Here is an 18,042-nt window from a genome sequence, read left to right as displayed (position 1 = left end):
GCATGTTGATGAAGATTTTATGACCCCATTCGACTACTGCCGCCAAAAAGCCGAAGCCAGCGGCTCCAGTTTCCTCGCCGGCTTCCGCTTCCTGCCGCCGGGAAAACGCCGCGCCATGACCGTGCTCTATGCCTACTGCCGAGAGCTCGACGACGCGACCGACAACTGCTCCGACCCCGCCGTGGCCGCGCAAACGCTGGCCTGGTGGCGGCAAGACACGGCCAAAATCTTCCACGGCGCCACCCTGCCCGAGCATCCCGTAAACCAAGCCCTGCGCGAAGTCGCCCCCACCTTCGGGCTACCTGAAAACGAGCTGGCCGCCGTGCTCGACGGCGTGGAAATGGATTTGAGCCCCGCCCGCTATGCCGATTTCGCCGCCTTGCAGCAATACTGCCGGCGCGTGGCCGGCGCGGTGGGGAGGCTGATTGCCCGCATCCTCGGTTTCCAAGATCCCGCCGTGCTCGATTATGCCGACAAAATGGGCCTCGCCCTGCAGCTCACCAACATCATCCGCGACGTGGGCGAAGATGCCGGGCTGGGGCGGATTTACCTGCCGGTGGAAGATTTGCAGCGTTTCGGCGTGCCCGCCGCCGATATTCTGCAACGCAAAGGCAGCCCGGAATTTGCCGAGCTGATGGCTTTTCAGGTAGCCCGCGCCCGCCAAACCTACCGCGAAGCCGTGGCCCTGCTGCCTGCTGCCGAGCGGCGCGGCCAGAAGGCCGGGCTGGTGATGGCCGCCATTTATTACGCGCTGCTCAACGAAATCGAGCGCGACGGCGCCGCTAACGTGCTGCGCTACAAGCTGGCGATTCCGAAGCCGCGCAAGGCGCGCATCGCCCTGAAAACCTGGCTCTTGGGGTTTAAGCCATGAATGCCGCGCCGCGTGTGGCGGTGATCGGCGGCGGCTGGGCGGGGCTGGCGGCGGCGGAAGCACTGTGCGGCCATGCCCGCATCACCCTGTTTGAAGCCGGGCGGCAGTGCGGCGGGCGGGCGCGTACCTTTGGCGGCAGCGGCGATTTTGCCCATGCGGATAACGGCCAGCACATTCTAGTGGGCGCATACCGGCAGGTGCTCGATGTGCTGGCGCGCTGCGGCGTGCGCGAGGAAGAGGCGTTTCTGCGCCTACCCTTGCAGTGGCACATGGCCGACGGCCTGCAATTTGCCGCCCGCCGCCTGCCTGCGCCGCTGCACCTGCTCGCCGGCGTGCTGCGCGCGCGCGGCATCGGCTGGGGCGAAAAAACCGCGCTGCTGCGCCAAATGCGCGCTTTGCAGGGCTTGCGGCTGGAAACAGACGTGCCCGTGGCAGGCTGGCTGCGGCAGCGGCGGGTGTCGCACCGTTTGCAGCAGCAGTTTTGGCAGCCGCTGGTGTGGGGCGCGATGAACACGGATTTGGAGCAGGCCTCGCTGCAACGCCTGCAAAACGTGCTGCGCGACGGCGTGTGGGCAGAGCGGGCAGCCAGTGATTTTCTGCTGCCCAAGCAGGATTTGGGGCGGCTGTTTGCCGAGCCGGTGTGCCGCCGTTTGCACAAGCATGGCGCGGAAATCCGCTTGGCAACGCGCGTGCCGCGGCTGGCGCAGGCGCTTTCGGGCAGTCTGTTGATCAACGGCGAGGCGTTCGACGCCGCCGTGCTGGCCGTGGCGCCCTACCATGTGCCCGCGCTGCTGCCCGAGGCCGCGCCGCCCGAGATTGCCGCCGCGCTGGATGCATTGGCCTACCACGCCATCACCACCGTGTATCTGCGCTATGCCAACCCGCCCGCGCTGCCCGCGCCGATTACCGGCTTCGCCGAAGGCACGGCGCAATGGCTGATCAACCGTGACGCGTTGGGCTTCGGGCGCGGCGAGGTGTCGGCCGTGATTTCGCTGTCGGAACGCCTGGGCCGGCTCGGCAGCGAAGAATGGGTGGCACGCGTGCACCAAGATTTGCTGCGCCTCTGCCCGCACCAGCCGCGCCCCATATCCGCGCAGGTGATCACCGAAAAACGCGCCACCGCCGCCAGCTGCACGAGCCGCCCCGCCATCCCCACCGCCTGGCTGCGCCACCAGCGCATTTATCTCGCCGGCGACTACCTGCACCCGCGCTACCCCGCCACGCTGGAAGCGGCGGTGCAGAGCGGGCGGCAGGCGGCGGCATTGCTGCTGAAAGATGCGGGCTGGGAACAGGCTCCCTGAAAAGGCTGGTGTGGATTTCAGGTAGCCTTGGGAAGAATGCCAAAAGGCTACCTGAAAAATGTTTGGATTGAATTTCAAGTAGTTCTGGAAGGCAATCGGCGGTAGGTCGGCATGGGCGTGATATGGATTGTCGGGCATGAATGCCCGACCTACCCGAAACATTAAAGGCTACCTGAAAAACCAATTTGATTTTTCAGGTAGCCTCCAATCAGCCACTCGGCAGGCCGCTATTTGCCCGAGCCGATTTTGCTTTCTTTGCCGCTGAGCAGGTTTTGGATATTGCTGCGGTGGCGCAGCAGCACCATCGCGGCAATCACCGCGATGGCCGCCTGCCAGGAAGGCTGCGGCACCAGAAACGCCGCCGCCAGCGGGCTGAGCACCGTGGCCGTGAGCGCCGCCAGCGAAGAGATTTTCAGCCCGAAGGCCATCAGCAGCCACACCGCCGCGCAAATCAGCGCCACCGGCCAAGACAGCGCCAGCAGCACGCCCAGCGCGGTGGCCACGCCCTTGCCTCCCTTGAAGCCGAAAAACAGCGGCCACATGTGCCCCACGAGCACCGCCACCGCCACCGCCGCCACCGTTTCGTCGGCCAGGCCGAAACGCGCTTGCAGCCAGCGGGCAAGCAGCACGGCAAGCAGGCCTTTGAGCGCGTCGCCCAAGAGCGTGAGCGCGGCGGCTTTCTTGCGGCCGGTGCGCAAAACATTGGTGGCGCCCGGGTTGCCCGAGCCGTAGCTGCGCGGGTCGTCAAGCCCGTAACATTTCGACACGATCACGGCAAACGAGAGCGAGCCGATTAGATAAGACGCAGCCACGGCGGCCAGCCCCCAAACAGACAAGATGTCAGCCATAACATTGCTTCACATTCAAACAAACGAGCCGGATTTTATCACGAGGACAAGCGCAACATGGATACTGTTTTTCTGCACGGGCTCAAAGCCCAAACCCTGATCGGCGTTTTCGACTGGGAGCGCCGCCGAGCGCAAACCGTGCTGCTGGATATTGATATTAGAGCGGATTTGCGCGCGGCCGAAGCGAGCGACGATGTGGCGGACACCATCAGCTATGCCGAGGTGGCGGAGCGGGTGGTGTCTTCGCTGGCGGGGCAGCAGTTTTTCCTGCTGGAGGCGCTGGCGGGGCATGTGGCGCAGCTGCTGCTCAGGCAGTTTGCCTGCGAGAGCGTGCGGGTGAAGGCGGTGAAGCCGGGGATTTTGCCGGGCGTGGTCGAGGTGGGCGTGGTGGTGGAGCGGGGCAGGGAGGCTACCTGAAAATATTTGCGCCGGGCGCGGGAGGGTTTCAGGTAGCCCCTGCGCCCGTTGAGCCGTGGTGGAAAAGGCCGTTTGCGGGGGCAAACGGCCTTTGGTTATTTCATGAAGTTGCGCAGCAGCAGGGAGGCAATGTCGTCTAAGCCGAAGCCGTCGGCATCTTGGGCGCTGCCGTTGGGGGTGGCTTTGTCTACCAGGTCGGGCAGGATTTTGGCCAGCATGTCGCTTGCCTGCGAGGCATCAACGCCGAATTTTTGGGCGAGCTGGTTTACGGTGTCGCTGCCGAGGGCTTGTTGCAGCTGGCTGCCGGACACGGGCAGGTTGCCGGCTTGGTTGGATACCCAGCTGCTCAGGGCGTCGCCCAGGCCGCCTTGCTGTAATTGGTTGATGAGGTTGCCCACACCGCCTTGCTGTTTGACCAAGTCCATCGCCATGTCGCTCAGCGAGCCGGCGCCGTTGCTGTCTTTGCCGCCGAGCATTTGGGTGGCGGCGTTCATCAGGTTGTCCATGAGTGCCATGATGTTTCCTTGTGTGGTGTGAAAAAAGGGGCGCAGTGTAGCGGAGTTTGGCAGGGCTGCCAAATGTTTTGGGTTGGGCGGGGTGTTTTTCAGGTAGCCTTTACTGCGCTTAAACGGTTTGCGGGCTGCCTGCTTTTTTCAGGTAGCCTCTGCTTGGAAAGGCTACCTGAAAAATATTGGGGCTTGGTTTGGCTGTTTCGTGAAAGCCGGTATGTTTGCTGCGTTGCAGTTCACGTTTTAGCTTTGCAGAAACTCGCTTCGCTCGTTTTCAGGTAGCCTGAATGCGCAGGGCTACCTGAAAACCGGTTTGTCGTCCGCCCCAAACAAACAGCCGCTTCAGGCTGGCTGAAACGGCTGCTGTTTGCTTTATCCGCGCGGATTATTTGGCGGCGGAAGCGGCAGAGGCGGCTGAAGCTGCGGCGGCGCCTTCGCCCCAAACGGCGGGGTATTTGTAGCCGACGAAGCGTTTGTGGGCGTAGTCTTTAAACTCTTGGGAGTTGTAGGCGGCGGTTACGTCTTGCACCCATTGCGCGTCTTTATCGGCGGTGCGCACGGCAGACCAGTTGATGTAGGCGAAGCTGGGCTCTTGGAACAGGGCTTCGGCCAGTTTCATGCCGGAAGACATGGCGTAGTTGCCGTTTACGATGGCGAAGTCCACGTCTTGGCGGCTGCGCGGCAGGTTGGCGGCTTCCATTTCCACGAATTCGATGTTTTTGGTGTTTTCGGCGATGTCGGTGCGGGCGGCGCGCAGCGGGTCAACGCCTTCTTTCAGCTTGATCCAGCCCAGGTTGTCGAGCATCACCAGGGCGCGGGCCAGGTTGGAAGGATCATTGGGGATGGAAACGGTGCTGCCGTCTTTCACTTGGTCCAGCGCGGTGAGTTTGCCCGGGTAGATGCCCAGCGGGGCGGTGGGCACTTGGAATACTTCGGTCAGATCGAGGTTGTGCTCGGCTTTGAAGGAATCCAGATAGGGCTTGTGCTGGAAGATGTTGATGTCGATGGCGCCTTCGGCCAGCGCTTGGTTGGGGGTAACGTAGTCGGGGAATTCGGTGAGGGTTACGGTGTAGCCCTGTTTTTCCAGAATCGGCTGGATTTGGTCTTTAATCATGTCGGCAAAGTCGCCCGGGGTGGTGCCGAAGCGGATTTCGCGTTTGGCTTCGGCAGCGGGCTGGCTGCCGGAAGAAGCGGCCGATGCCTGGCCGGCGCCGCTGTCTTGTCCGCCGCAGGCGGCCAGGGTCATGCCCAGCACGGCGGCGAGGGTGAGTTTCCATAAAGCTTTCATTGTGTGTCTCCTTATTAATGGATAAACAGGTTGGGAAGAAATCATAAACTAGCGTTTGTCCAAACGGGCGGCCAGATAGTTGCCAACCGATTGAATGCAGACCACCAAGGCCGAAAGCAGGGCAACTACTGTCCACAGCACGTCGGCCATATAGCGCTGGTGGCCGTAGCGGATGCCGAGGTCGCCCACGCCTCCGCCGCCGATTAAGCCGGCCGCAGCGCTGGTGCCCAGCGTGGCGATAATCAGGATGGCGATGCTGCGCACCAAGCCGGCACGCGCTTCGTTCAGCAGCACTTTGGTGATAATCGTGGAAGGCTTGGCGCCCATCGCCAGCGCGGCTTCCACCACGCCTTTGGGCACTTCGACCAAATTCTGCTCCACCAGCCGCGCAAAGTAAAACATGGCGGCCACGCTGAGCGAAATGGAGGCGGCCACCGGGCCGAAGGTGGTGCCCATAATCATGCGGGTGGGCTTCATCATCACAATCATCAGGATAACGAAGGGGAAGGCGCGGATGAAGTCGATGGTGAAACCGAGAAAGTGGTTCACGCGGCGGTTGGCGAAAATCTGGTTGCGGTTGGTGGTAAACAGCCACACGCCCAGCAGCCCGCCAATCAGTACGCTCACGGGCACGGAAATGCCGAGCATCACCGCCGTTTGCCAGAAGGATTTGTAAAACTCCGGCCGCAGGCGCATCAGGTTTTCCCAAATATCGTATTGCTGCCCCATGCTTAATCCTCCTGTACCAATTCGCGCCCGATGTCGGTGTGCGCCAGAATCTGCTTATCGCGCACGTCGGCCACTTCCAGCAGGTGCCCCTGGTGCAGCAGGGCGGTACGGCTACACAGGCGGCGGATCACGCTCATTTCGTGGGTTACGATCACGATGGTTACGTTGAAGCGGCGGTTGATGTCTTGCAGGCAGTCGAGCACGCTGCGGGTGGTGGCCGGGTCGAGCGCGGAAGTGGGCTCGTCGGCCAGAATCACGCTCGGATTGGGCGCCAGCGCGCGGGCAATGCCCACCCGCTGCTTCTGCCCGCCGGAAAGCTGGGCGGGGTAGTGCTGCGCGCGGTCGGAAAGGCCGACAATCTGCAAGCATTCGCCCACGCGCTCGTTGATTTTGTCTTTGCTCCAGCCGGCGATTTCCAGAGGGAAGGCCACATTGCCGGCCACGGTGCGGTTGGCCAGCAGGTTGAACTGCTGGAACACCATGCCGATGCTCTGCCGCGCGGCGCGCAGCTGGACGGGGTTCATGGCAGTAAGGTCTTGGCCGTCCACCAGCACTTTGCCGCTGTCTGGGCGTTCCAACAGGTTAATCAGGCGCAGCAGGGTGGATTTACCCGCACCGGAATAGCCCATCAGCCCGAACACCTCGCCTTGCTCGATGCTCAGGCTCAAGGGGTGCACGGCCATGAATTGGTTGCTTTTGCCGTGGTGGTAGCTTTTGCAAACGGAATCCAGAATAATCATAATTTATTGAAAACATAAAAGCCCATTGAATCGGCAATGGGCTTAAAACAGATGGTGCGTGTCGCTAGGGGTACGCTTTAGCTGTTTTAACGCCCGCAAGCTGTATCAAATCGGCGTAAAGAAGTGGGGCGTATTTAATGCCCAAACGCGGGTTTTGTCAAGTGCGGGCAGATGCGTTGCCGCGTGTTGCGGCATTGCCGGCGGCGGCTGGCCATGCCCGACTGCCGTTGCGTTTCTAAGGCCATCCGTTTCAGGGTATAATCCCGCCGTTTTGGCGGGTAAGCCGCCGTTTCTTCAGCCAACTAACTTTTGGAGCAGAATGCATGAGCGCCATTATTGATGTTTTCGCCCGCGAGATTCTCGATTCGCGCGGCAATCCCACCGTAGAATGCGATGTGTTGCTGGAAAGCGGCGTGATGGGGCGCGCGGCCGTGCCCAGCGGCGCTTCCACCGGTCAGAAAGAAGCCTTGGAACTGCGCGACGGCGATGCCGGGCGCTATTTGGGCAAAGGCGTGCTCAAGGCGGTGGAGAATGTGAACAACGAAATCGCTCAAGCCATAATCGGCATTGATGCTTCCGAGCAGAGCTATATCGACAGCGTGCTGGTGGAGCTCGACGGCACGGACAACAAAGGCCGCCTCGGCGCTAATGCCACTTTGGCCGTATCCATGGCCGTGGCGCGTGCGGCCGCCGAAGATGCCGGCCTGCCGCTCTACCGCTATTTGGGTGGCGCCGGGCCGATGGCGATGCCGGTGCCGATGATGAATGTGATCAACGGCGGCGAACATGCCAACAACAGCCTGGATATTCAGGAATTCATGATTATGCCGGTGGGCGCGGAGAGCTTCCGCGATGCGTTGCGTTGCGGCGCGGAAGTGTTCCACCACTTGAAGAAAATCTGCCACGACAAGGGCTTCCCCACCACCGTGGGCGACGAAGGCGGCTTCGCCCCCAATTTGGGCAGCCACGCCGAAGCGCTGGATTTGATTCTGGAAGCCGTGAAAGCCGCGGGCTACGAAGCCGGCAAAGACGTGCTGCTGGCGCTCGACTGCGCCTCCAGTGAGTTTTACCGCGAAGGCAAGTACCACCTCTCCGCCGAAGGCAAAGCGCTCACCAATGCCGAATTTGCCGATTACTTGGCCGACCTGGTTTCCCGCTATCCGATTATCTCCATCGAAGACGGCATGGACGAAAACGACCGCGAAGGCTGGAAGCTGCTCACCCAAAAGTTGGGCGGCAAAGTGCAGCTGGTGGGCGACGATTTGTTTGTGACCAATCCGCAGATTCTGGCCGAAGGCATTAAAGACGGTATTGCCAACGCCCTGCTGGTGAAAGTGAACCAAATCGGCACCTTGAGCGAAACCCTGAAAGCCGTGGATTTGGCCAAGCGCAACCGCTACGCCAGCGTGATGAGCCACCGCTCCGGCGAAACCGAAGACAGCACCATCGCCGACCTGGCCGTGGCCACCAACTGCATGCAGATCAAAACCGGCTCGCTCTCCCGCTCCGACCGCATGGCCAAATACAACCAGCTTTTGCGCATCGAAGAAGAGCTGGGCAGCGCCGCCTATTACCCCGGCCAAGCCGCTTTCTACCACCTGGCGCGCTAAAGGCTACCTGAAAAATGAAATGGGTAACCGTGGTGCTGGCCTTGGCGCTGGTGTGGCTGCAACAGGATTTGTGGCTGGCCAAAGGCGGCTGGCGCGATATGTGGCGGCTGGAATCCCAAGCCGAGCGCCGGCGCGAGGCCAACCAAGCCCTGGTGTGGCGCAATCAGGCTTTGAAGGCCGAAGTGGAAAACCTGCGCAACGGCCAAGACGCGATTGCCGAAATCGCCCGCACCGAGCTGGGCTACGTGGGCCCGGGCGAAGTGTATTACCGCATCTTGCCCGCCTCCGAAGCCGCCGCGGCCGAAGGCGAAACGGCTGCCGAATAATATGTTTCAATAGTTTTTCAGGTAGCCTGCTTGCCGCAAGAGGCTACCTGAAAATATTTCCGCAACCCGATTGAAGCCATCATGAGCCACTCCTCCCCGCCTGCCGACCGCCTGGGCTCCGGCTGGATGGTGATTTCCGCCGCCCTGTTTGCCCTGATGGGCGCATTTGCCAAAGCCGCCGGCAGCCGTTTCGGCTTCAGTTTCAACGAGCTGGTGTTTTGGCGCATGCTGTTTGGGCTCGCCGCCATCGGGCTGCCCATCTGGTGGCGCGGGCAGGCCTTCCGCACGCCGCACCTGAAATCCCACTTCAACCGCAGCATTACCGGCACGGTGGCGCTGCTGCTCTCGTTCTACGCGCTCACCCGCCTGCCGCTGGCCACCGCCATCACGCTAAACTACACCTCCTCGCTGTTTTTGGCGCTGCTCTCTTTCTTATTTCTCAAAGAAAAAATCGCGCCGCTGATGTTGGCCGCGCTGCTGATGGGCTTTGGTGGCATCATCATCCTGCTGCAGCCCACTTTTGCTTCCGAGCAGCGAGCCGCCGGCTTGGTCGGGCTGGTTTCCGGCGTGTGCTCCGGCTGGGCGTATTTGCAGGTGCGCGAACTTTCCAAGCTGGGTGAGCCGAGCTGGCGCGTGGTGTTTTACTTCTGCTGCGTGGGCACGGCCATGGCCGGCACTTTGGCTTGCATTCAAGGCTGGCAGCCGCCCAGCGCCCAATCGCTGCCCTATCTGCTCGGCCTGGGCGCCGCCGGCACGCTCGGCCAGCTGGCGATGACCCGCGCCTACCAGGTGGGGCGCAAGCTCACCGTGGCTTCGCTCTCCTACCTCACCGTGGTGTTTTCCACCCTGCTGGGCATTTTCTGGCTCGGCGACAGCATCAGCTGGCACGAAATCGCCGGCATGCTGGTGATTGTGGGCGCCGGCGTGCTCGGCAGTTTCGCCAAAGGCAGGTAAACCAAGCTTGAGGCTACCTGAAAGCGCAAGCTTCAACGAAGTTAAAACGCCAGTTTCAACGCAGCTAAAAATTTATCCACTGTATTTAAAGGGAAAAACATGATCAACAGCATGACCGGCTTTGCCAACGGCAGCGCCGAACACGGCAGCAAACGCCTCTATCTCGAATTGCGCGCGGTCAACCACCGCTACCTCGACATCCAATTCAAAATGCCCGAAGACCTGCGCCACCTCGAAGGTGCGCTGCGCGAAGCCGTGTCCGCCCGCGCCGCACGCGGCAAAATCGAATGCCGCATCCAGCTCCAGCACGGCACGCAGCCGGCCGCCCGCAGCTTGCAGCTGAACAAAAAGCTGGTGTCGCAGTTGGCGAAGATCAACAACAAAATCTACCGCAAACACCCCGACATCAACCGCCTGGGTGTGGCCGACATCCTCGCCTTCCCTGGCGTGCTGGCCGCGCCGGCGGAAGAGGCGGGCGATTTGGACGAAAGCGTGCTGCGCCTGATCAACGAAGTGCTGGAGAGCTTCAATCAGGCGCGCAGCCGCGAAGGCGCCCAGCTTCAGCAGCACTTGTTGCAGCGCTTGCAGCAGATGGAGCAGATTCTGGATGCGCTTTCCGGCCAGTTTCCGCAGCTTTTGCAACAGCATATGGATAAGGTGAGCCAGCGGCTGCGCGAGGCGGTGGGCAATATGGACAACGACCGTTTGCAGCAGGAATTTGCGCTGTTTATGCAGAAGGCGGATGTGGACGAGGAGTTCAGCCGCTTGCGCACGCACATCGCCGAAGTGCGCCGCATTGTGAACACCCAGCCCAAAGGCAGCGTGGGCAAGCGGCTGGACTTCCTGATGCAGGAACTGAACCGCGAGGCGAACACGCTGGGCAGCAAAGCCATCGCGGCGGAATGCACGCAGGCTTCAGTGGAATTGAAGGTGTTGATTGAGCAGATGCGCGAGCAGGTGCAGAACATCGAGTGATGTGTTGAGCAATAGGAAAGGCTACCTGAAAAAATGGTTTCAGGTAGCCTTATATATTTCGCGCCGTCGGGGGCTAGTCCTGACGGTATCTTTGCCAGACAGGCATTATTCACATCATAAGGCTGGACTAGCTCTCTTTGATCAAGCTAACTCAAAGGAGCTTTTTTATGTCTTATCAATTACCTACCTATCCAAATATCACCGCCTACCTAGGCCAGCAATCAGGCGATCTCTTTTGTGAACTCGCCATCAAACTGAACATCGCATCAGATCGCAGTTTCATCCTCTTTGAACACATCATCGAATCAGATCATCTTTCAGCCGACAGCGTTCGCAAATTGCTCGATATCTACGGCAGATTCGTCATTGACGCCATCGAATTACAAATTCCCTTTTTTCGCAACGTATCAGAAACCGAGTTCGAGCAAGTCGTTCCCGGATTCGAAATGGTGGCGTAAATGGCTAAGAAGCATAAAAAACGCGTACCGGATTACTCCGAAATTCGGCAGTTCGAAGAAGCGGCGAAGATGAAGCCGGCTGCGGCGGCGGATGGCCGCCCTGCGGCCGCCGCCGGAGCGGCCGGCGACAATCGCCCCCCTAGGCTAACAGGGGGGGAGCAAAAAACCCAAAGACCATTAGCGGGGGAGCAAAAAATTGACTGGGCGGCCTATCAGGAAAGCGAATACTTTAAAACCTTCGTGACCAACCAGCGCGGCAAGCTCATAGAAAGCCAAAATATCCAAGATGGGCGATAAGAAAGTGAGAAAAGCGCTTTACTATCCGGCTCGGGTGGCTTGTCTAAGATCCAAGCTGTGGCGGCCTTGGTTTGAACAAAAGATAAAACAGGGCAAACATCCAAAGCAAATCTATATCCTGATGATGTGCAAAATCGTCAAATACGCCTATGCCGTGATTAAAACAGGCCAGCCGTTTGACGAGAATCGGCACAAACCAGCGTAAAACAGCAGTCTAAAGTGTTGCAAAAAAGCGGCAGCCGATGGCTACCGCAGCCTTACTGTTGCTTGCGTTTTTAAAAAGTTCTTGACTTTCGATTACGGTATCTTTTGTTGTGCGGGCTATTTTTCAGGTAGCCTGTTTGAAAACAGCTTATTGGGCTTGGCTGGCGGCTTCGGTGCCGGCCGGGGTTTCGGCGGCGGCGGCGGGGGCTTTGAGCCAGGCGGCGATGTCTTGGGAGAGGGTGCCGGTTACGCGGTCGAGCACGGAGCAGGAGCTTTTGAACATGCCGCCCATGCCGCCGAGGGAGCGGCGGCTGAGTTTGGTGCTGGCGGTGGGCTGGCCGTTTTGGTAGCGGGTGAGCTGGAGGTTGATGGATTTGTAGTGGCCGGTGAAGGCGCTGCCGTAGCTGCGGATGTCGGTGATTTGGATGTCGATGCGGTCGGGCTGTTCGGCGAGGCTGCCGGCGGGGGGGGCTTGCAGCTCAATGCCTTGGGCTTTGGCTTGGCTGATGATTTCTTGGCTGAAGGTTTTGCCTAAATCGGTGCATTCGGTGCTGATGCGGTCGGCCACTTTGGCGTCGGGGGCGTAGGGGATGCTGTCGGCGATGAAGGTGGCGGCGTAGGCTTGGCCGGCGAGGCTGAGGGCGAGGAGGGCGGTGAGGCGGCGGAGCATGGCTTGTCCTTTCTGTGTTGGGAGGGAATGGGAAAACGGATGGATTTTAACGTTTGGGCGGTGGCTTTGGAATGGGCGCGGGCAAAAAAGGCTACCTGAAAATTTTCAGGTAGCCTTTGATAATGGCCGGATGATGGTTTGCCGGGCGTTTTATAGCAAGCCGCCTTGGCCGAGCGCGGGGTCGATTTCGCGGGCTTTCACCGCGTCGGCCACGGTCAGCCCCAAGGCTTTTGCCACGCCTTCGCCGTAGGCGGGGTCGCAACGGTGGCAGTTGCGGATGTGGCGGTATTTAATGAAGTTTGGCGCGTCGCCCATGGCGGCGGCAGTGTTGCTAAACAAAGCCTGTTTCTGCGCGTCGTTCATCAGGTTAAACAAGGCGCGCGGTTGGCTGAAGTAGTCGTCATCGTCTTGGCGGTAGTCCCAGTGCGCTGCGTCGCCGTTGATTTTCAGGGGCGGTTCGGCGAAGTTGGGCTGCTGCTGCCATTGGCCGAAGCTGTTGGGTTCGTAGTGCGGCAGGCTGCCATAGTTGCCGTCGGCGCGGCCTTGCCCGTCGCGCTGGTTGCTGTGGACGGGGCAACGCGGGCGGTTTACCGGGATTTGGCGGAAGTTCACCCCCAAGCGGTAGCGTTACGCGTCGGCGTAGTTGAACAAACGGGCTTGCAGCATTTTGTCGGGGCTGGCGCCTATGCCGGGAACGAGGTTGCTCGGTGCGAAGGCGGATTGTTCCACATCGGCGAAGAAGTTTTCGGGATTGCGGTTCAGCTCGAATTCGCCCACTTCAATCAGCGGATAGTCTTTTTTCGGCCAAACTTTGGTCAGGTCGAAAGGATGATACGGCACTTTTTCCGCGTCCGCCTCGGGCATGATTTGGACGTACATCGTCCATTTCGGAAACTCGCCGCGTTCGATGGCTTCGTACAAATCGCGCTGGTGGCTTTCGCGGTCGTTGGCGATGATGTCTGCCGCTTCTTTGTCGGTCAGGTTTTTAATGCCTTGTTGGGTACGGAAGTGGAATTTCACCCAAAAACGCTCGCCCGCTTCGTTCCAGAAGCTGTACGTATGCGAACCGAAGCCGTGCATATGGCGGTAGCTGGCGGGGATGCCGCGGTCGCTCATGACGATGGTAACTTGGTGCAGGGCTTCGGGCAGCAGCGTCCAGAAGTCCCAGTTGTTGGTGGCGGAGCGCATATTGGTGCGCGGGTCGCGTTTGACGGCTTTGTTCAGGTCGGGGAATTTGCGCGGGTCGCGCAGGAAGAACACGGGCGTGTTGTTGCCGACCATATCCCAGTTGCCTTCTTCGGTGTAGAACTTCAACGCAAAGCCGCGGATGTCGCGTTCTGCATCGGCTGCGCCGCGCTCGCCTGCCACGGTGGTGAAGCGGGCGAACATCTCGGTTTTCTTGCCGACTGCGCTGAAGATTTTGGCTCGGGTGTATTTCGTGATGTCGTGCGTTACGGTGAACGTGCCGAACGCGCCCGAACCTTTGGCGTGCATACGGCGTTCGGGGATGACTTCGCGCACGAAGTCGGCGAGTTTTTCATTCAGCCACAAATCCTGCGCCAGCAACGGGCCGCGCGGGCCGGCGGTCAGGCTGTTTTGGTTGTCGGCAACGGGCGCGCCGTTGTTCATGGTGAGGTGGGTAACGGGGCATTTTTGGGTCATGGTTTGCATTCCTTTTGCGATGGTTGGGAGGAAATTCCTCATGTCTTGCTATGGGCTGCACTATATCCAAAAATTTTAACTATCAAAACTATGTTTGCGATTTGTTATATAAATATTCAGGTCAAGTTGATGAATAGGTAGGGAAAGAGAAGGCTACCTGAAAAATGTGCGGCTGGTTACGCGTCGATATTCTGCGCAATCAGGGCGTTGGTTTCGATAAACTCGCGGCGCGGCTCCACTTCGTCGCCCATGAGGGTGACGAATACTTCGTCGGCGGCGATGGCGTCTTCGATGCGCACTTTCAAGAGGCGGCGCACTTCGGGATCCATGGTGGTTTCCCACAGCTGCTCGGCGTTCATTTCGCCCAGCCCTTTGTAGCGCTGGATGGTCATGCCTTTTTGCGCGCCGGCGAGCAGGATGTCGATGGCCTGCTCGAAGCTGTTTACGGGCTGCGGCTCGGCTTCGCCTTTGTAGAGCAGGGCGCCGGGCTGCACCAGGCCTTTGAGCTGCTCGGCGGTGCGGCTGATGGTTTGGTAGGCCTTGCTGTCGATAAACTTCTGATCAAGGTAGGAAACCATCACGTTGCCGTGCAGCTGACGGGTGATTTTCACGAAATGGCCGCCTTCGTGGCCGTCGAGGCGTTCGAGCGCCACTTGCTCGCTGTGCAGCAGGGGGTTGAGCGCGGCGATGGCGGCGTCGGTGCTTTCGGCGCTGGTGAGGTCGATGGGGTCGGTGTCGAGCAGGGTGCGCAGCACGAGGCCGTCGATGATGCGGCTTTCTTGCTCGATGGTGCTGCGGGCGCGCAGGAACTGCTTGGCGGCGCGCTCCAGCTCTTGGCCTTCCAGCGTGCGGCTGCCGGATACGATTTTGGCTTTGTCCACAGCGAGCCCGAGCAGGAATTCGTCTTTTTCCATGTCATCTTTCAGGTAGCGTTCCTGCTTGCCGTATTTGGCTTTATACAGTGGGGGCTGGGCGATGTAGATGTAGCCGCGTTCCACCAGTTCGGGCATTTGGCGGTAGAAGAAGGTGAGCAGCAGGGTGCGGATGTGGGCGCCGTCCACGTCGGCATCGGTCATGATGATGATGCGGTGGTAGCGCAGTTTTTCCAAGTTGAATTCTTCTTTGCCGATGCTGGTGCCCAGCGCGGTAATCAGGGTGGCCACTTCCTGGCTGGCGAGCATTTTCTCAAAGCGGGCTTTTTCCACGTTGAGGATTTTGCCTTTCAGCGGCAGGATGGCTTGGAATTTGCGGTCGCGGCCCTGCTTGGCGGAGCCGCCGGCAGAATCGCCCTCCACCAGATAAAGCTCGGATAACGCAGGGTCTTTTTCTTGGCAGTCGGCCAGTTTACCGGGCAGGCCTAAGCCGTCCATCACGCCTTTGCGGCGGGTGATTTCGCGGGCTTTGCGGGCGGCTTCGCGGGCGCGGGCGGCATCCACGATTTTGCCGCAGATGATTTTGGCGTCTGCCGGGTTTTCTTCCAGAAATTCGTGCAGCGCCTGGCTGAGCACTTCGTTCACCACGGGCGCGATTTCGCTGGAAACGAGCTTATCTTTGGTTTGGGAGGAGAATTTCGGGTCGGGCAGCTTCACGGAAAGCACGCACACCAAGCCTTCGCGCATATCGTCGCCGCTGGTGTCCACCTTGGCTTTTTTGGCGATTTCGTTGGCTTCGATGTATTGGTTAATCGTGCGCGTCATCGCGGCGCGCAGGGCGGTGAGGTGCGTGCCGCCGTCGCGCTGCGGGATGTTGTTGGTGAAGCACTGCACGGATTCCTGATAGCTGTCGTTCCACTGCATGGCGCATTCCACGGTCATGCCGTCTTTTTCGCCGATGGTATAGAAGATTTTGTCGTGCAGCGGTTTTTTGCTGCCGGTGGTGTAGCGCACGAAGCCGGCCACGCCGCCGCTTTCGGCGAAGTTTTCGTGCTTGCCGTCGCGCTTGTCGAAGAGCTCGATTTTCACGCCGTTGTTCAAGAACGATAATTCGCGGATGCGTTTGGCCAGCGTTTCAAATTTGTATTGCACGAGGCCGAAGGTGTCTTCGCTGGCGAGGAATTGCACGCGCGTGCCGTGTTTGTCGGCAGGGCAATCGGCCACGGCTTTGAGCGGGGCCACGGTTTCGCCGCGGCGGAATTCTACGAAGTGCTCTTTGCCTTCGCGCCAAATCGTCAGTTTTAACCAATCAGAAAGCGCGTTCACCACGGATACACCCACGCCGTGCAGGCCGCCGGAGACTTTGTAGCTGTTGTTGTCGAACTTGCCGCCCGCATGCAGGATGGTCATGATGACTTCGGCGGCGGAGCGGCCTTCTTTCGGGTGGATGCCGGTGGGGATGCCGCGGCCGTTGTCTTCGATGGTGATGGATTCGTCGGCGTTGATGGCCACGGTGATGTTGTCGCAATGGCCGGCCAGGGCTTCGTCGATGGCGTTGTCGAGCACTTCGAACACCATGTGGTGCAGGCCGGAGCCGTCTTGGGTGTCGCCGATATACATGCCGGGGCGTTTGCGCACGGCTTCCAATCCTTCGAGGACTTGGATGCTGTCGGCGCCGTATTCTTGCTGGGTTTGTTCTGTCATGATGGTTTTGCTGTGATTAGAATGAGTTGAGGCTACCTGAAAAATGGCAGCGCAAATTAGGAGGTTTAACCGGCAGCCGGTTAGGCCAGCAGGGAGGCTTGGCCGACGATTTCGCCGGCGGGCGTGCCGTGCACCACCACGGCGGTTTCCAGCCTATCCATGAGTGCGGCGAATAATTTGTCTGCTTCCATGCGCGGCAGCCAAAGCCGGCGGAAGGCTTCGGCCTCGATGCCGCCGATGATGGTGATCATCAGGAGTTTGGCCTCTTGGCAGGGCATCAAAAGCTGGCTGGAAACGGCCTGCTGCACTTCGGCCACGAATGCCTCTGCTTCTGCTTCGTTGTTGATATTGCAGGCGATAAACAGGGCGGGGGTTTCTTGGCCGTTTTCGTTTTCCAGGATTTCGTAGCTGATGTCGGCGATTTCGTTTGGCATGGGTGGTGATGAAAGGTATTGTTATATCGGGAAATGATGTGTGTTCAATGCGGTTTCAGGCTACCTGAAATCTAACGCGCGATTATAACACATTACGCCCATGCCGTTTTTGCCGGAAAGAGAAAGGCTTCCGCGCGGGAAGCCTGGTGTTGATTGCATTGCAGCGGGTGCAGATTTTTCAGGTAGCCTGTTCTGCCTTTTCGCGGCGCATGGCTTGGATGCCGTGATACAGCATCACGATAATGCTCGCCCAAATCAGGCTGTGGCTCACCATTGTTACCCAATCCAAATGCTCGCCCAACACAAACACCGAGAGCAAAAACAGCAGCGCCGGCTCCAAATAGCTCAGCATGCCAAACAGCACCACCGGCAAAAGCTCGTTGGCCGTGAGGTTGATCTGCATCGACACCGCGCCGTTGAGCCCCAGCAGCACAACAAACAGCAGCAGGATCGGCTTGGCCTCAATCATGGCCGGGCTGGGCGAATACATCACCAAATACCAAATCACAAAAGGCAGCGCCAAAATCAAATCCATCAGCAGCCCCAAGAGCGGCGGCACGCCCTGCTGGCGGCGCATGATGTAGTAGATCGGGAAAGTGGCGAACACCGCGATGGTTACCCAGGAAAACGTGCCGCTGTGCCAGATTTCCAGCGCCACCGCCGCCGAAGCCAGCAGCACGGCCACCATTTGCAGCCTGTCCAGCCGCTCGCGGAACACCATCACCCCGCCCACCATCATCGAGAGCGGAAACAGGAAATAGCCCATCGACACATCCACACCCTTGCCGTTTACCGGCGCCCACATATACAGCCAAATCTGGCCGATCATAATCGGCGCGGGCAGCAGCACCAGCACCCAGCGGCGCACATTGCCGCCGATTTCGCGTAGGAAGGCGGCCGCATCGTGTTTGGCCGAAGTGAGCATCATCACGGAGAGCGCGCAGGCAAAGGTGCCGATAATACGCCAGGCAAACACATCCGTGCCGGTCATCGGGCGCATCCACGGGCCAAACATAAACAGCGAGCCGAACAAAATATTGGAGACCACGGCCGCAATAATCCCCTTGGCCATTCTCGACATGCCTGTTTGTGACATACACAGCCTTTCGGAATTAAAGATAATTAACATTATAATACTCCCCGCGCCGATTGGCACGTTTTGCCCGTTTGCGC

The 18,042-nt window shown here is 59.6% G+C and carries 19 protein-coding genes and 1 pseudogene; 10 read left to right on the top strand and 10 right to left on the bottom strand.

Translation table 11 applies throughout. The features are described from left to right. Nucleotides 1-19: 19 nt before the first annotated feature. The gene (hpnD, locus tag LG371_RS09635) at nucleotides 20-871 is read left to right on the top strand and encodes a presqualene diphosphate synthase HpnD (protein ID WP_225748364.1); all 852 of its coding nucleotides are present in this window, start codon (nucleotides 20-22) and stop codon (nucleotides 869-871) included. Further along, nucleotides 868-2,172 carry a hydroxysqualene dehydroxylase HpnE gene (hpnE, locus tag LG371_RS09630; protein ID WP_225748363.1) on the top strand — a complete coding sequence of 435 codons (1,305 nt, stop codon included), beginning with the start codon at nucleotides 868-870 and terminating at the stop codon, nucleotides 2,170-2,172. The genes hpnD and hpnE overlap by 4 nt, the downstream gene beginning before the upstream one ends. A gap of 227 nt (nucleotides 2,173-2,399) precedes the next feature. On the opposite strand, the gene plsY is transcribed toward hpnE, so the two are convergent. Beyond that, nucleotides 2,400-3,020 (bottom strand): glycerol-3-phosphate 1-O-acyltransferase PlsY, encoded by a 621-nt coding sequence (plsY, locus tag LG371_RS09625; RefSeq protein ID WP_067594920.1) that lies wholly within the window; start codon nucleotides 3,018-3,020, stop codon nucleotides 2,400-2,402. 57 nt (nucleotides 3,021-3,077) lie between these two features. Here plsY and LG371_RS09620 point away from each other — a divergent pair, with 57 nt between their 5' ends. Then, nucleotides 3,078-3,437 (top strand): dihydroneopterin aldolase, encoded by a 360-nt coding sequence (locus tag LG371_RS09620; RefSeq protein ID WP_067594917.1) that lies wholly within the window; start codon nucleotides 3,078-3,080, stop codon nucleotides 3,435-3,437. A gap of 95 nt (nucleotides 3,438-3,532) precedes the next feature. Here the strand turns inward: LG371_RS09620 and LG371_RS09615 are convergent, their stop codons facing one another. From LG371_RS09615 to LG371_RS09600, 4 genes are all read right to left on the bottom strand, one after another. Beyond that, nucleotides 3,533-3,952, bottom strand: coding sequence for a YidB family protein (locus LG371_RS09615; RefSeq protein ID WP_225748362.1), 420 nt, complete (start codon nucleotides 3,950-3,952; stop codon nucleotides 3,533-3,535). A gap of 379 nt (nucleotides 3,953-4,331) precedes the next feature. Then, nucleotides 4,332-5,234 carry a MetQ/NlpA family ABC transporter substrate-binding protein gene (locus tag LG371_RS09610; RefSeq protein ID WP_225748361.1) on the bottom strand — a complete coding sequence of 301 codons (903 nt, stop codon included), beginning with the start codon at nucleotides 5,232-5,234 and terminating at the stop codon, nucleotides 4,332-4,334. Nucleotides 5,235-5,282: 48 nt separating this feature from the next. Further along, a complete protein-coding gene (locus LG371_RS09605; RefSeq protein WP_225748360.1) occupies nucleotides 5,283-5,963 on the bottom strand; it encodes a methionine ABC transporter permease in 681 nt (226 codons plus the stop codon). A gap of 2 nt (nucleotides 5,964-5,965) precedes the next feature. After that, entirely contained in the window at nucleotides 5,966-6,703 is a 738-nt protein-coding gene (locus LG371_RS09600) for a methionine ABC transporter ATP-binding protein (protein ID WP_067594908.1), read from the bottom strand. A 323-nt stretch (nucleotides 6,704-7,026) separates the two neighbouring features. Here LG371_RS09600 and eno point away from each other — a divergent pair, with 323 nt between their 5' ends. The 7 genes from eno (at nucleotide 7,027) to LG371_RS09565 (ending at nucleotide 11,528) form a co-directional block, all read left to right on the top strand. Beyond that, nucleotides 7,027-8,313, top strand: a complete 1,287-nt coding sequence (eno, locus tag LG371_RS09595; protein WP_225748359.1) for a phosphopyruvate hydratase — start codon at nucleotides 7,027-7,029, stop codon at nucleotides 8,311-8,313. A gap of 14 nt (nucleotides 8,314-8,327) precedes the next feature. Next, nucleotides 8,328-8,639: a cell division protein FtsB gene (ftsB, locus tag LG371_RS09590; RefSeq protein ID WP_067594901.1), complete on the top strand. Its 312-nt coding sequence runs from the start codon at nucleotides 8,328-8,330 to the stop codon at nucleotides 8,637-8,639. Nucleotides 8,640-8,720: 81 nt separating this feature from the next. Further along, nucleotides 8,721-9,593, top strand: a complete 873-nt coding sequence (locus tag LG371_RS09585) for a DMT family transporter (protein WP_067594898.1) — start codon at nucleotides 8,721-8,723, stop codon at nucleotides 9,591-9,593. A gap of 99 nt (nucleotides 9,594-9,692) precedes the next feature. Further along, on the top strand, nucleotides 9,693-10,568 hold the full coding sequence (locus LG371_RS09580; RefSeq protein WP_225748358.1) for a YicC/YloC family endoribonuclease: 876 nt from the start codon (nucleotides 9,693-9,695) through the stop codon (nucleotides 10,566-10,568). 167 nt (nucleotides 10,569-10,735) lie between these two features. Further along, nucleotides 10,736-11,026, top strand: coding sequence for a hypothetical protein (locus LG371_RS09575; protein WP_225748309.1), 291 nt, complete (start codon nucleotides 10,736-10,738; stop codon nucleotides 11,024-11,026). Then, nucleotides 11,027-11,323 carry a hypothetical protein gene (locus LG371_RS09570; protein ID WP_225748357.1) on the top strand — a complete coding sequence of 99 codons (297 nt, stop codon included), beginning with the start codon at nucleotides 11,027-11,029 and terminating at the stop codon, nucleotides 11,321-11,323. It begins immediately after the preceding gene. Continuing rightward, entirely contained in the window at nucleotides 11,313-11,528 is a 216-nt protein-coding gene (locus LG371_RS09565) for a hypothetical protein (RefSeq protein WP_225748356.1), read from the top strand. The genes LG371_RS09570 and LG371_RS09565 overlap by 11 nt, the downstream gene beginning before the upstream one ends. A 147-nt stretch (nucleotides 11,529-11,675) precedes the next feature. Here the strand turns inward: LG371_RS09565 and LG371_RS09560 are convergent, their stop codons facing one another. The 5 genes and pseudogenes from LG371_RS09560 to rarD all read right to left on the bottom strand — a co-directional run bounded on the left by LG371_RS09560 (nucleotide 11,676) and on the right by rarD (nucleotide 17,965). Further along, on the bottom strand, nucleotides 11,676-12,197 hold the full coding sequence (locus tag LG371_RS09560) for a hypothetical protein (RefSeq protein ID WP_225748355.1): 522 nt from the start codon (nucleotides 12,195-12,197) through the stop codon (nucleotides 11,676-11,678). A gap of 150 nt (nucleotides 12,198-12,347) precedes the next feature. Beyond that, nucleotides 12,348-13,859 (bottom strand): annotated as a pseudogene (katA, locus tag LG371_RS09555) (catalase KatA). Between the two features lie 176 nt (nucleotides 13,860-14,035). Beyond that, nucleotides 14,036-16,435: a DNA topoisomerase (ATP-hydrolyzing) subunit B gene (gene gyrB, locus LG371_RS09550; RefSeq protein WP_067594889.1), complete on the bottom strand. Its 2,400-nt coding sequence runs from the start codon at nucleotides 16,433-16,435 to the stop codon at nucleotides 14,036-14,038. Nucleotides 16,436-16,515: 80 nt separating this feature from the next. Further along, complete coding sequence (locus tag LG371_RS09545; protein WP_067594886.1) at nucleotides 16,516-16,869, bottom strand: hypothetical protein; 354 nt, start codon at nucleotides 16,867-16,869, stop codon at nucleotides 16,516-16,518. Nucleotides 16,870-17,047: 178 nt separating this feature from the next. Beyond that, complete coding sequence (gene rarD, locus LG371_RS09540) at nucleotides 17,048-17,965, bottom strand: EamA family transporter RarD (RefSeq protein ID WP_225748354.1); 918 nt, start codon at nucleotides 17,963-17,965, stop codon at nucleotides 17,048-17,050. Nucleotides 17,966-18,042: the final 77 nt, after the last annotated feature.

The sequence above is a fragment of the Eikenella sp. Marseille-P7795 genome (assembly GCF_916618725.1).
In the GTDB taxonomy this organism is placed as follows: domain Bacteria; phylum Pseudomonadota; class Gammaproteobacteria; order Burkholderiales; family Neisseriaceae; genus Eikenella; species Eikenella longinqua.
The sequence above is the reverse complement of the archived record's forward strand: the minus strand, read 5'-3'. Positions and strand labels throughout refer to the sequence as shown.